The following is a 13,121-nucleotide window of genomic DNA, read 5'->3' as shown; positions in this document are numbered from 1 at the left end:
AGCAGCATATGACGCTTTCCCAACACGTCGCGGTGATCACCAGCGATGAACAAGCCCTGATCGTCGCCAGCGACCTGGCCGAGGACTTCAAACGCGACAGCGCACTGCGCGATCGCGAACGCCGCCTGCCTTACCCGGAGCTGGAGGCGTTTTCCCGCTCCGGCCTGTGGGGCATCAGCGTGCCCAAGCCTTATGGCGGCGCGGGCGTTTCCAACGTCACACTGGCCAAGGTCGTTGCACTGATCGCCCAGGCCGACGGTTCCCTCGGGCAGATTCCACAGAATCATTTCTATGCATTGGAAGTCCTGCGGGTAAACGGCAGCGACGCACAGAAACAACGCCTGTACGCCGAAGTGCTGGTCGGGCAGCGGTTTGGCAATGCCCTGGCGGAACTCGGTACCCGGACCGCCCACGAGCGCACCACCCAACTGCGCCGTGACGGCGATGACTATCGCATCAACGGCCGCAAGTTCTACGCCACGGGAGCGATTTACGCCCAGCGCATCCCTACGTCGGTGGTGGATGAAAACGGCGTGCAACAACTCGCGTTCGTCCCGCGCGGCAGCAAAGGCCTGACAGTCATCGACGATTGGAGCGGTTTCGGCCAGCGCACCACCGGTAGCGGTTCGGTGGTGTTCGAGGATGTCCAGGTCGCTGCCGAGGACATCGTGCCGTTCCAGAGCGCCTTCGAACGCCCCACACCGGTAGGCCCGCTGGCACAGATTCTCCATGCGGCAATCGACACCGGTATCGCCCGCGCCGCTTACGAGGATGCCCTACACTTTGTCCGCACCCGGACGCGGCCCTGGATCGACGCCACCAGCGACATCGCCACCGAGGACCCGCTCACGCTCAAGAGCTTCGGCCGCTTGAGCAGTCACCTGCACGCCGCCGAGGCCTTGCTCGAACGCGCCGGCGAGTTTCTCGACCGGGCCCAGGCCGACACGAACGCCGAAACAGTCGCAGCGGCCTCGATTGCCGTGGCCGAAGCACGGGCCATCAGCACGCAGGTGTCGCTGGCCACCAGTTCTACCCTGTTCGAACTGGCCGGCAGCCAGGCGACCCTGGCCGAACACGGCCTCGATCGCCACTGGCGCAACGCTCGGGTGCACACCTTGCATGACCCGGTGCGCTGGAAATATCACGCCGTGGGTAACTTCTATCTCAACGATGAGAAGCCGCCGCTACGGGGGACCATCTGATGGCCCAGGGCAAGAAAAAAATCCTGCTCAACGCCTTCAACATGAATTGCATCGGGCATATCAATCACGGCTTGTGGACTCATCCCCAGGATACGTCGACCCAGTACAACACCCTCGAATACTGGACCGGATTGGCGCAACTGCTGGAGCGCGGGCTGTTCGATGGCTTGTTCATCGCCGATGTGGTCGGGGTTTACGACGTGTACCAGCAATCGGTGGACGTCACGCTGAAAGAGTCGATCCAATTGCCGGTCAACGATCCGTTGCTGCTGGTCTCGGCGATGGCAGCCGTCACCCGCAACCTCGGTTTCGGCCTCACGGCCAACCTGACCTATGAGCCACCGTACCTGTTTGCCCGGCGCATGAGCACCCTCGATCACCTGAGTCGCGGTCGGGTCGGCTGGAACATCGTCACGGGCTACCTGGACAGCGCGGCCAAGGCCATGGGCCTGACGGCTCAGGTCGAACATGACCGCCGCTACGACCAGGCCGACGAGTATCTGCAAGTGCTCTACAAACTCTGGGAGGGCAGTTGGGAAAACGACGCGGTGCTCAACGACCGCCAGCGACGGATCTATGCGCAGCCAGAGAAAGTGCACAAAGTCCATCACCAGGGCGAGTTCTATCAGGTCGAGGGCTACCACCTCTGCGAGCCCTCGCCCCAGCGCACGCCGGTGTTGTTCCAGGCTGGCAGTTCGGAGCGCGGTCTGGTGTTTGCAGGGCGTCATGCCGAGTGCGTGTTCATCAGCGGCCAGAACAAGGCGGCTACCCGAAGCCAGGTGGACAAGGTCCGCGCCAGCGCCGTCCAGGCCGGGCGCGATCCGGCGGACATCAAAGTATTCATGGGGCTGAACGTGATCGTCGGCGAGACCGAAGCGCACGCCTGGGCCAAGCATGCCGAGTACCTCGGCTATGCCAGCGCCGAAGCCGGGGTGGCGCATTTCTCCGCGTCAACCGGCATCGATTTTTCACAATACGAACTGGACGAACCGATCCAGTACGTGAAGAGCAACGCCATCCAGTCCGCTACCCGGATCCTGCAAAACAACGACTGGACCCGACGCCGGCTGCTGGAACAACACGCGTTGGGCGGTCGCTACATCACGGTGGTCGGCTCGCCAGCCCAAGTGGCCGATGAGCTGGAATCCTGGATCGCCGAAACCGGTCTCGACGGTTTCAACCTGACCCGCATCGTGACACCCCAGAGCTATGTGGACTTCATCGATCTGGTGGTCCCTGAACTGCAGCGACGCGGCTCGTACAAGACCGAATACGCCAGCGGCACTCTGCGGGAAAAGCTGTTTCACGCCGAGGCGCATCTGCCGGCGCGACACACTGGCGCGAACTATCGCCACAAAGGCCTATGAACCCATTTAATCATCGACTGGAAAAAACCATGACCCAGCACTCCCTCTCTTTGCCAGTCAGAGCATTGGCCCTGGCCTTCGGCCTGTTCAGCTCGGCCCTGTTTGCCGCCGATGCGCCATTGAAAATCGGCACCACCGCCGCATTCGCCATCCCCCTGGAAGCCGCCGTGGCAGAGGCCGACAAGCAAGGCCTGAAGGTCGAGTTGGTGGAGTTCAGCGACTGGATCGCGCCCAACGTCAGCCTGGCTTCAGGCGATATCGACGTGAACTACTTCCAGCACATCCCGTTCCTGGAAAACGCCAAGGCCGCCGCCGGGTTCGATCTGGTGCCATTCGCGCCTGGGATCATCAACAACGTCGGCCTCTATTCGAAAAAGTACAAAAGCTTCGCAGAGCTGCCCGAAGGTGCGAGCGTCGCCATTGCCAACGACCCGATCAACAGCGGGCGAGGCCTGCAACTGCTGGCCAAGGCCGGGTTGATCACGCTCAAGCCGGGCGTGGGCTACAAGGCCACCGAAGATGACATCGTAGCCAACCCGAAGAAGCTGAGGATCCTGCAGGTCGAAGCCGTGCAACTGGTGCGCGCTTATGAAGACGCCGACCTGGTGCAGGGCTACCCCGCCTACATCCGCCTGGCGAATACCTTCGATGCCACCTCCGCCCTGCTGTTCGACGGTCTCGACCATAAGGAATACGTCATCCAGTTCGTGATCCAGCCCAAGAGCAAGAACGACCCGCGGCTGATCAAGTTCGTCGATATCTATCAACACTCCCCAGCGGTGCGCGCCGCCTTGGATAAGGCCCATGGCAAGCTCTATCAGGCCGGTTGGGAAGGCTGACCATGAACGCCGTCAACGCTCGACTCCGACCTGAAGTACCTGCGCTGCAGAGCGCCGAACGTACCGAGCTGCATCCGCACTTGAATCGCGCTCACATCCGCTTCATCGGCCTGGGCAAGACCTACAACGGCAGCCAGGGCCCGGTGGCGGCACTACAAGGTATCGACCTGGCGATCCAACGCGGCGAGGTCTTCGGCATCATCGGTCGCAGCGGAGCCGGTAAATCGTCGCTGATCCGCACCATCAACCGCCTCGAACAACCCACCAGCGGGCGGGTGCTGATCGATCAAGTGGACATCGGCGGGTTCGATGAAAACCGGCTGGTGGAGCTGCGCCGGCGTATCGGCATGATCTTCCAGCACTTCAACCTGATGTCGGCCAAAACCGTGTGGCAGAACGTCGAACTGCCGTTGAAGGTGGCCGGTGTGCCGAAGGAGCAGCGTCAGCGCAAAGTCCGTGAGTTGCTTGAATTGGTCGGCCTGCAAGGCAAGCACGAGGCTTACCCGGCGCAGCTCTCGGGCGGCCAGAAACAGCGCGTCGGCATCGCCAGGGCGCTGGTGCATGACCCGCAAATCCTGCTGTGCGACGAAGCCACCTCGGCCCTGGATCCGGAAACCACTCAATCGATCCTCGGCCTGCTACGCGAAATCAACCAGCGGCTGGGCCTGACCATTGTGTTGATCACCCATGAGATGGCAGTGATTCGCGAAGTGTGCGACCGGGTGGTGGTGCTCGAGCAAGGGCGGATCGTCGAACAAGGGCCGGTTTGGCAAGTGTTTGGCAATCCGCAACACGAGGTCAGCCAGACACTGCTGGCACCGCTGCAGCATGCACTGCCTGAAGAATTGCAGAGCCGCCTGCAAGCGCAGCCGGCATCGGCGGACGCCGCGACCGTGTTGCGTTTGCAATTCACCGGCACGGCACAGGATGAGCCGGATCTCGCGGCCTTGTTCAGCGCCCTCGGCGGAAGGGTGCGGTTGCTGCAGGGTGGCATCGAACGGATCCAGGGCCATGGGCTGGGGCAATTATTGTTGGCAGTCAGCGGCTCGTCATCGGGTGCGGAAGAACTGCGCGAACGGGCCGGGCATTGGGCGCAACGGGTGGAGGTGCTGGGTTATGTGGTTTGATCGCCTGCTGCAGGGCTTTATCGACACATTCCTGATGGTGGGTGTGTCGTCGCTGATCGCTTTGCTGGCCGGGATTCCGCTGGCGGTGATCCTGGTCACCAGCGGCAAGGGCGGGATCTACGAGGCGCCAGCCCTGAATCGCGCCCTGGGTGCGTTCGTGAACCTGTTCCGCTCGATACCGTTCCTGATCCTGATGGTGGCGCTGATTCCGTTCACACGCTTGGTCGTCGGCACCACCTACGGGGTGTGGGCCGCCGTGGTGCCATTGACCATCGCCGCCACGCCGTTCTTCGCCCGTATTGCCGAAGTCAGCCTGCGGGAAGTCGATCATGGCCTGATCGAGGCCGCTCAGGCCATGGGCTGCCGGCGCTGGCATATCGTCTGGCATGTGCTGCTGCCCGAAGCGCTGCCAGGCATCGTCGGCGGGTTTACCATCACCCTGGTGACCATGATCAACTCCTCGGCCATGGCCGGCGCCATTGGGGCCGGTGGCCTGGGAGACATCGCTTACCGCTATGGCTATCAGCGCTTCGACAGCCAGATCATGCTCACGGTCATCGTGCTGCTGGTGGCTCTGGTGGCGGTGATCCAGCTGGGCGGAGACCGGTTGGCGCGGGGGTTGAACAAGCGCTGAGGCGGGCGATAGCGCCAGGGTCAACGCTCCATTGGCCGATCTACCGTAATCGCGAGCAGGCTCGCTCCCACAAGGGTTCTGCGAAAGACGCAGGCCCCTCGTGGGAGCGAGCCTGCTCGCGATAGGCGGCTGCGGTATAGTCAGTCCAACCTTCCCCACCCAAGCCAATCCCCATGAAACACACCCCCGAAGACCTGCAAGCCATTACCAGCACGACCCTGGACAACTACAACGCGGTCGCCGAAAGCTTTCGAGAGGGTACCCGTGACCACGATGTCAGCCAGAACATCGATGCGTTGCTGCGACATATCCAAGGCCAGGGCCCGTTTCGAATCCTCGACTTCGGCTGCGGGCCCGGACGGGACCTGCGAACGTTCACGCAACTGGGCCATGTCGCGGTCGGTCTCGACGGCTCGCAAGCGTTTGTCCGCATGGCACGGCAGGACAGCGGGTGCGAGGTCTGGCAGCAGGACTTCCTGAAACTCGACCTGCCAAACGAACGTTTCGACGGGATCTTCGCCAACGCCGTGCTGTTCCATGTTCCCGTCCAGGAACTGCCCAGGGTACTCAAGCAATTACACGCTACGCTCAAGCCCGGCGGTGTGCTCTTCAGCTCCAACCCCCGGGGCGAAAACCAGGAGGGCTGGAACGGCCAGCGTTTTGGTGCCTACCACGACCTCACGGCCTGGCGTGCGTTACTGGGTGAAGCCGGTTTCGTGGAACTGGAGCACTACTACCGGCCGACTGGGCTGCCGCGGGAGCAACAGCCTTGGCTGGCAAGTGTCTGGCGTAAAAGCCGAGGCCAGGCGTGACAGGCCAGGCCCTCTGCGCTGTCATTCCTGCTTGCCCAACCATTTCTGCGACAACTGCTCCAGCCGACCGTCATCCTTGATGCGCGTCAGGGCATTGTCCAGGCTGGCCTTGAACGCCGGGTTGCCCTTCTGGAACGGAATCACCAGGCTTGGTGCCGGTCCATGCTTTTCCTGCGCCTGGAAAGACTGCGTCAGCACCATGGGACGTTGCGCGTCATCCTGGCTAGCGAACATTTGAGCATCCGGCTGGATATACGTGGCGCTGGTGTCGAAACGTTCCGCCAGTTCCGGGGTCATTGCTATGTGGTTGATGGCGACGTCGTATTTGCCGCTTTCCACACCGGTCAACATGTCCGCGGCATCGGTGACCACGAAGTCGGCGCGCACATCCAGCTCACCGGCCAGCATCTGACCCAGTTCCACTTCAAAGCCGGTGAGTTTGCCGTCCTCCTTGAAGTTGAATGGAGCGGTATTGGCCTCGAGGGCAATGCGCAGTTCGCCACGGTCGTTGACGTCATCGATCAGTTCGGCATGGGCCAACGGGCTCAGAAGGGGTAGCAGGCAAATCAGGCCAGGCAACAAACGCATGGTCACTCCTTGGTATTTGTACAAGCGACGCTCGTTTCAGGCTCGCTTTGCTATGGTTGTCGCAGGCTTCGACAACGAATGGTCATGAAGTTGTCACGACCCTGCGGATTTCATGGAAAAAACAGGAGAAAAAAATGAAAAGCTTTATGTCACGTGCCGTGTTGGCCGGCCTGTTGTTAGGGACATCGATGCTGGCGACGGCAACCCCTGCCCCCAAAGGCGCAGAAGTGTTCATCGTTTCCCCGGAAGACGGGGCCACCGTCCCGCAGGAATTCAAGGTCAGGTTCGGCGTCAAGGAGATCGCCCTGGCCCCGGCGGGCGATATGACCATGAATACCGGGCATCACCACTTGCTGATCGATGTCGACAAACTTCCCCCCGCGGGCGCACCGATTCCAACCGATGCCAACCATATGCACTTCGGCAAAGCGCAAACCGAGGCCACCATCAAGCTGACACCGGGCAAGCACACCTTGCAGTTGGAGCTGGGCGATTTCGGGCATATGCCGTTCGATCCACCCATTGTTTCCAAGAAGATCACGGTAAACGTGAAATAACCCAGCTCTTACGCACAAGTCCCCTGTGGGAGCGGGCTTGCTCGCGAATGCGGTGCATAAGCCAACCTATTCGTTGAATGTAGCGGCCTATTCGCGAGCAAGCCCGCTCCCACGAGCTCCATGTGTGCCAGTAAAAAAAAACGGGAGCCCCTACGGGCTCCCGTTTTTTACTGCAATCCACACATCAGCGCTGTTTGTCAGAACAGCACTCGGCAACGAATCGTGCCATTGACGTGCTGCAACTTCTCTTGCGCCAGGTCCGAGTATTCGGCATCGACGTCGATCACCACGTAACCGACTTTCTCGTTGGTCTGCAGGAACTGACCGGAGATGTTGATGCCGTTCTCCGCGAAGACCTTGTTGATCTCGCTCATCACGCCTGGAATGTTCTCGTGGATGTGCAGCAGACGATGCTTGCCAGGGTGCGCCGGCAGGGCCACTTCCGGGAAGTTCACCGACGATACCGACGTACCGTTGTCGCTGTACTTGACCAGTTTTTCCGCCACTTCCAGGCCGATGTTGGCCTGGGCTTCAGCGGTGGAGCCGCCGATGTGAGGGGTCAGGATCACGTTGTCCAGGCCACGCAGCGGGCTTTCGAAGATATCGTCGTTGGAACGCGGTTCCACCGGGAACACGTCGATGGCGGCGCCGATCAGGTGCTTGTCCTTGATCGCTTCGGCCAGGGCCTCGAGCTTGACCACCGTGCCCCGCGCGGCGTTGATCAGGATCCCGCCCTTCTTGATGGCGCGGATTTCTTTCTCGCCGATCATCCACTGGGTCGCCGGGGTTTCCGGAACGTGCAAGGTCACGATATCGGACATGCCCAGCAGCTCATGCAGGTCATTGACCTGGGTGGCGTTGCCCAATGGCAGCTTGGTCACGGTGTCGTAGAAGAACACCTGCATGCCCAGGCCTTCGGCCAGGACCGACAGTTGGGTACCGATCGAACCGTAGCCGACGATGCCCAGCTTCTTGCCACGGATCTCGAAGGAGTTGGCCGCGCTCTTGATCCAGCCACCACGGTGGCAGGAAGCGTTTTTCTCGGGAATGCCGCGCAGCAGCAGGATCGCTTCGGCCAGCACCAGTTCGGCAACGGAACGGGTGTTGGAGTACGGCGCGTTGAACACCGCGATGCCGCGCTCACGGGCCGCGTCGAGGTCAACCTGGTTGGTACCGATGCAGAAGCAGCCAACCGCCACCAGTTTCTTGGCGTGGTCGAAGATCTCTTCGGTCAATTGGGTACGGGAGCGAATGCCGATGAAGTGAGCATCGGCGATCTTTTCCTTGAGCTGGGCTTCCGGCAGAGAACTGGTGATGTACTCGATACTGGTGTAGCCCGCCGACTTGAGGACGTCGACAGCCGATTGGTGGACGCCTTCGAGGAGAAGGAACCTGATCTTGCTCTTATCGAGAGAAGTCTTGCTCATCTGCGTAAACCTGTGTCCCGGAAAAAATGGCAGGGAATCGGACAGCTCGATGCTGGCCCGACCGGCGTGACCGCCGTCGCCGCAGAACGCCCTTCGGCACTGTTCCACGGGGGCGGTATGCTAGCATATGCGACCTGTAAACACTCATTCTGCGACATGAGGCGTTCTCAGGGTGACCATGAATTGTTCGAGAGTTCTGTCGATGACCCATCCTGTCCTGATAGAAGAGCTGAAGACCCTGGTCGAACCCGGCAAGGTCCTGACCGATGCCAACGCCCTGGAAACCTATGGCAAGGATTGGACCAAGCACTTTGCTCCGGCGCCGGCGGCCATCGTTTTCCCCAAAACCATTGAACAGGTCCAGGCCATCGTGCGCTGGGCCAACCAACACCGGATCGCTCTGGTGCCATCGGGCGGACGCACCGGTCTTTCCGCCGCGGCAGTGGCGGCCAACGGTGAGGTGGTGGTGTCGTTCGACTACATGAACCAGATTCTCGACGTCAACCTCACCGATCGCACCGCCGTCTGCCAGCCCGGGGTGATCACCGAACAGCTGCAGAACACGGCCGAGGAACACGGGCTGTATTACCCGGTAGACTTCGCCTCAGCCGGTTCGAGCCAGATTGGCGGTAATATCGGCACCAATGCCGGCGGGATCAAGGTCATTCGCTACGGCATGACCCGTAACTGGGTCGCCGGGATAAAGGTCGTGACCGGCAAGGGCGACCTGCTGGAACTGAACAAGGACCTGATCAAGAACGCCACCGGTTATGACCTGCGGCAGTTGTTCATCGGTGCCGAAGGCACCCTCGGTTTCGTGGTCGAAGCCACCCTGCGCCTGGACCGGGCGCCGAGAAATCTGACGGCCATGGTGCTCGGCACGCCGGATTTCGACTCGATCATGCCGGTGCTCCATGCCTTTCAGGGCAAACTCGACCTGACCGCGTTCGAATTCTTTTCCGACAAGGCCCTGGCCAAAATCCTTGGCCGTGGCGACGTGCCGGCGCCGTTCGAAACCCAATGCCCCTTCTACGCCTTGCTGGAATTCGAAGCCACCACCGAAGCAGTCGCCAACCAGGCCCTGGAAACCTTCGAGCACTGCGTGGAACAGGGCTGGGTACTGGACGGCGTGATGAGCCAGAGCGAAACCCAGCTGCAGAACCTGTGGAAATTGCGCGAGTACATTTCGGAAACCATTTCCCACTGGACCCCGTACAAGAACGACATCTCGGTGACGGTTTCAAAAGTCCCGGCGTTTCTGCGGGAAATAGACGGGATCGTCAGCCAGCACTATCCGGATTTCGAAGTCGTCTGGTACGGTCACATCGGCGACGGTAACCTGCACCTGAACATCCTCAAGCCGGACAACCTGAGCAAGAACGAGTTTTTCGCCAGGTGCGCAACGGTGAACAAATGGGTTTTTGAAATCGTCGAGAAGTACAACGGCTCGATTTCCGCCGAACACGGCGTGGGGATGACCAAGCGCGATTACCTGACCTACAGTCGCTCGCCAGCGGAGATTGAATACATGAAAGCCATCAAGGCTGTATTCGATCCGAACGGCATCATGAATCCAGGCAAGATTTTCGCGATTTGATGTGTATGAACACCTGATGAATTCCAGGAAAAAGGAGTCGGTAATGAGTTATCAGCACCAGTACGTCGACGGTACCCGCATCCATTTTCCAGTCGGGAAAGTCGTTTGCATCGGCCGCAACTACGCCGAGCACGCCAAGGAACTGGATAACCCGGTGCCCACCGAACCCTTGCTGTTCATCAAGCCAGGCAGCTGCGTGGTGCCGCTGGAGGGCGGTTTCAGCATTCCTGTAGAGCGCGGCTCGGTGCATTACGAAGCTGAAATCGCCGTACTGATCGGCAAGCCATTGTCGACCCGGCCCAGTGTCGAAGAAGTGCTGGACGCCATCTCCGGCTTCGCCCCGGCGCTGGACCTGACCCTTCGGGACAAACAGGCCGAACTCAAGGCCAAGGGCCTGCCGTGGGAAGTCGCCAAGTCCTTCGACGGCGCGGCGGTGATCGCCCCCTTCGTATCGAACGCAACCTTCGCTGACCTGACCGACATTCCCGTGCGCCTGACCATCAACGGTGAAGTGCGCCAGGACGGCAACAGCAGCCTGATGCTCAACCCCATCGTGCCGATGATCCAGTACATGGCCGGCTGCTTCTCGCTACAGGCCGGCGACGTGATCCTCACCGGCACCCCGGCGGGCGTCGGCCCGTTGAATGTGGGGGATGAACTGGTGCTGGAATTGCCAGGCGCGAGCCGCTTCGAAAGCAGCGTCCGCTGAAGCTCCGCGGTCGCCTGTGGGAGCGGGCTTGCTCGCGAAGACGGCATAACGATCAACATGAGTGTTGAGTCTACCGCCGTCTTCGCGAGCAAGCCCGCTCCCACAACAGAAGTTTCCAAACCGAGTTTTACCGTTTTTTTCACATGCCATCCGGATAATTCCGGGGAATGCGGCATCTGAGCCAACCATTCCCAGCCCGAATCATCCGGAACGCATCCCCCGATGGCCAAGACCCAAGCCCTGCCCCGCGTCAAACCTGTCCGCCGCTCTCGTTTTGCACTGCCCTGGTATGCCTGGTCACTGCTGGCAATGGCCGCGGCTTATGGCCTGGCGTTTACGATGCATTGGGATGATCGGGGTTTGCTTTGGCTTTCGGAACATTTCCAAAGCCCCGCCCAACGCCAGAAAAGCGTCTGGCTGCCCGACTACCGCGCCGTGATCGATGCCAAGCCGCTACCGGGGATGGAGGAAGATGAAGCCTCCGATGTGACCTACGACCCGCAAACCAAGACCCTGTTTGCCGTCATGGGCAAGCATGCATTCCTGGCGGAACTGTCGTTGCAGGGGGACGTACTGCGCAAGATGCCATTGGTGGGTTGGGATAACCCCGAAGGCGTGACATCCATGGGCAACGGGCTGCTGGCCATTACCGACGAGCGCTCGCATACCCTGTCGATCATTCGGGTCGACACCGATACCCGCGAGCTGAACATTGCCGATTTCCCTCGGTACGACCTCGGGCCTTCAAAAAACCAGAACAAGGGATTCGAAGCGGTGGCCTGGGATCCAGGCAACCAGCAACTGGTATTGGGCGAAGAGCGTCCGCCGGCGTTGTTCACCTGGAAGAGCGATGGCAGCCAGCTGCTCAAAGGCGACAAACAAATCCATGTCAGCAGTGAACTGGACCTGCGCAACCTTTCGGCGCTGGCGATCGATCCCCGGACGGGCCATATGCTGGTACTTTCGTCCGACTCCCATCTGTTGCTGGAGTTGGATGAAAAAGGCGAGCAGGTCAGTTTCATGACCTTGCTGGGTGGCTTCAATGGATTGAAAGACACCATTCCCCGCGCCGAAGGTGTCACGGTGGATGAGGCGGGCAACGTGTACATGGTCAGCGAGCCCAACCTGTTCTATCGTTTCGAAAAACAACGCTGATCAGCTGACTCTGTAAGGCGATTCTTCCTTCGTTGTAGGGTGTGGCATACGGCCATTAAGCTTCAGTTCAGGCAGTCGTGGTATTTCCAGCCACCTGTTCTTATCCGAGCCCACCCCCATGCGCCGACTTGTCCGCCCCAAACCCCTGATCCTGATCCTGATCCTGCTGGCGACCGCTCTGATCCTCTTGATTGCGGCTGGCCAGTATCTGCGCCTGTTCGAGCGCGCCTGGTTCAATCTCAATACCCTCTGGCAGCCCGCCAATGAACAAGCCATCGCCCTGGACCAATACCGGGTGACCGTGGAAGCACAGGTCATCGAGGGGCTGAACGACGATGTCTCGGCGCTGACGTTCGATCCGGTCCGCAAAAGCCTGTTCACGGTCACCAACAAGAATGCCGAGCTGGTTGAGCTGTCACTGGATGGCAGGATCCTGCGGCGTGTGGCGCTGATCGGCTTTGGTGATCCGGAGGCGGTGGAATTCATCAGTGAAAACACGTACGTCATCAGCGACGAACGCCAACAGCGCCTGATCAAGATCCATTTGGACGAAGACACCCGGTTCCTCGATGCGGCCGACGCCGAACAGATGACCCTTGGCGTGCACATGAGTGGCAACAAGGGCTTCGAAGGACTGGCCTACGATTCCGTGGGCAAGCGGCTGTTCGTGGCCAAGGAACGCGACCCGATGCTGATTTATGAAGTGCAGGGATTTCCTCACCATAAACCGGAAAAGTCCTATGCGGTTCACGTCATCAATAACCCCAAGCGTGATGCCGGGCTGTTTGTACGCGATCTATCGAGCCTGCAATACGATGAACGCAGCGGCCATCTGCTGGCGCTGTCCGATGAATCCCGATTGATTATCGAGCTGGATATCGACGGGCGACCGTTGAGCACGTTGTCGTTGAGCAAGGGCGGTCAGGGCTTGCAGAAAACCGTGCCCCAGGCCGAAGGGCTCGCCATGGACGATGACGGCACCCTGTATGTGGTGAGCGAGCCGAATCTGTTCTATGTGTTCAAGAAACCACAGCCTTGAACTACCAGAACCCATGTGGGAGCGGGCTTGCTCGCGAATGCGGTGGGTCATTCAACGGGTAAATGACT

The 13,121-nt window shown here is 60.3% G+C and carries 13 protein-coding genes; 11 read left to right on the top strand and 2 right to left on the bottom strand.

Annotated features, from left to right (window positions below):
- The first annotated feature begins 8 nt into the window (after positions 1 to 8).
- The 6 genes from EGM97_RS11015 to EGM97_RS10990 all read left to right on the top strand — a co-directional run bounded on the left by EGM97_RS11015 (position 9) and on the right by EGM97_RS10990 (position 5,981).
- Entirely contained in the window at positions 9 to 1,202 is a 1,194-nt protein-coding gene (locus EGM97_RS11015) for an SfnB family sulfur acquisition oxidoreductase (protein WP_238962477.1), read from the top strand.
- A complete protein-coding gene (locus EGM97_RS11010; protein WP_238962476.1) occupies positions 1,202 to 2,569 on the top strand; it encodes an LLM class flavin-dependent oxidoreductase in 1,368 nt (455 codons plus the stop codon). The genes EGM97_RS11015 and EGM97_RS11010 overlap by 1 nt, the downstream gene beginning before the upstream one ends.
- A gap of 29 nt (positions 2,570 to 2,598) precedes the next feature.
- On the top strand, positions 2,599 to 3,408 hold the full coding sequence (locus EGM97_RS11005) for a MetQ/NlpA family ABC transporter substrate-binding protein (RefSeq protein ID WP_238962475.1): 810 nt from the start codon (positions 2,599 to 2,601) through the stop codon (positions 3,406 to 3,408).
- Between the two features lie 2 nt (positions 3,409 to 3,410).
- Positions 3,411 to 4,535, top strand: coding sequence for a methionine ABC transporter ATP-binding protein (locus EGM97_RS11000; protein ID WP_238962474.1), 1,125 nt, complete (start codon positions 3,411 to 3,413; stop codon positions 4,533 to 4,535).
- The gene (locus EGM97_RS10995; protein ID WP_238962473.1) at positions 4,525 to 5,169 is read left to right on the top strand and encodes a methionine ABC transporter permease; all 645 of its coding nucleotides are present in this window, start codon (positions 4,525 to 4,527) and stop codon (positions 5,167 to 5,169) included. Before EGM97_RS11000 ends, EGM97_RS10995 begins: the two co-directional genes overlap by 11 nt.
- 173 nt (positions 5,170 to 5,342) lie before the next feature.
- The gene (locus EGM97_RS10990) at positions 5,343 to 5,981 is read left to right on the top strand and encodes a class I SAM-dependent methyltransferase (protein ID WP_238962472.1); all 639 of its coding nucleotides are present in this window, start codon (positions 5,343 to 5,345) and stop codon (positions 5,979 to 5,981) included.
- A gap of 21 nt (positions 5,982 to 6,002) precedes the next feature.
- Here the strand turns inward: EGM97_RS10990 and EGM97_RS10985 are convergent, their stop codons facing one another.
- The gene (locus tag EGM97_RS10985; protein ID WP_238962471.1) at positions 6,003 to 6,569 is read right to left on the bottom strand and encodes a transporter substrate-binding domain-containing protein; all 567 of its coding nucleotides are present in this window, start codon (positions 6,567 to 6,569) and stop codon (positions 6,003 to 6,005) included.
- A gap of 134 nt (positions 6,570 to 6,703) precedes the next feature.
- Between EGM97_RS10985 and EGM97_RS10980 the strand changes: the two genes are divergently transcribed.
- Positions 6,704 to 7,126: a DUF4399 domain-containing protein gene (locus tag EGM97_RS10980; RefSeq protein WP_238962529.1), complete on the top strand. Its 423-nt coding sequence runs from the start codon at positions 6,704 to 6,706 to the stop codon at positions 7,124 to 7,126.
- Between the two features lie 197 nt (positions 7,127 to 7,323).
- Here EGM97_RS10980 and serA read toward each other — a convergent pair whose 3' ends face one another.
- Positions 7,324 to 8,553 (bottom strand): phosphoglycerate dehydrogenase, encoded by a 1,230-nt coding sequence (gene serA / locus EGM97_RS10975; protein WP_053148047.1) that lies wholly within the window; start codon positions 8,551 to 8,553, stop codon positions 7,324 to 7,326.
- A 202-nt stretch (positions 8,554 to 8,755) separates the two neighbouring features.
- On the opposite strand from serA, the gene EGM97_RS10970 reads away from it, so the two are divergent.
- The 4 genes from EGM97_RS10970 (at position 8,756) to EGM97_RS10955 (ending at position 13,053) form a co-directional block, all read left to right on the top strand.
- Positions 8,756 to 10,150: an FAD-binding oxidoreductase gene (locus EGM97_RS10970; RefSeq protein WP_238962470.1), complete on the top strand. Its 1,395-nt coding sequence runs from the start codon at positions 8,756 to 8,758 to the stop codon at positions 10,148 to 10,150.
- Positions 10,151 to 10,193: 43 nt separating this feature from the next.
- Entirely contained in the window at positions 10,194 to 10,859 is a 666-nt protein-coding gene (locus tag EGM97_RS10965) for a fumarylacetoacetate hydrolase family protein (RefSeq protein WP_238962469.1), read from the top strand.
- Positions 10,860 to 11,081: 222 nt separating this feature from the next.
- Positions 11,082 to 12,014: an SdiA-regulated domain-containing protein gene (locus tag EGM97_RS10960; RefSeq protein ID WP_238962468.1), complete on the top strand. Its 933-nt coding sequence runs from the start codon at positions 11,082 to 11,084 to the stop codon at positions 12,012 to 12,014.
- Positions 12,015 to 12,132: 118 nt separating this feature from the next.
- Complete coding sequence (locus EGM97_RS10955; RefSeq protein WP_238962467.1) at positions 12,133 to 13,053, top strand: SdiA-regulated domain-containing protein; 921 nt, start codon at positions 12,133 to 12,135, stop codon at positions 13,051 to 13,053.
- The last annotated feature ends 68 nt before the right edge of the window (positions 13,054 to 13,121 follow it).

This window comes from Pseudomonas sp. AF32 (genome assembly GCF_022342325.2).
Classification (GTDB): Bacteria; Pseudomonadota; Gammaproteobacteria; order Pseudomonadales; family Pseudomonadaceae; genus Aquipseudomonas; species Aquipseudomonas uvaldensis.
Note: the sequence above shows the minus strand (reverse complement) of the source record. Positions and strands in the feature narration are given on the sequence as shown.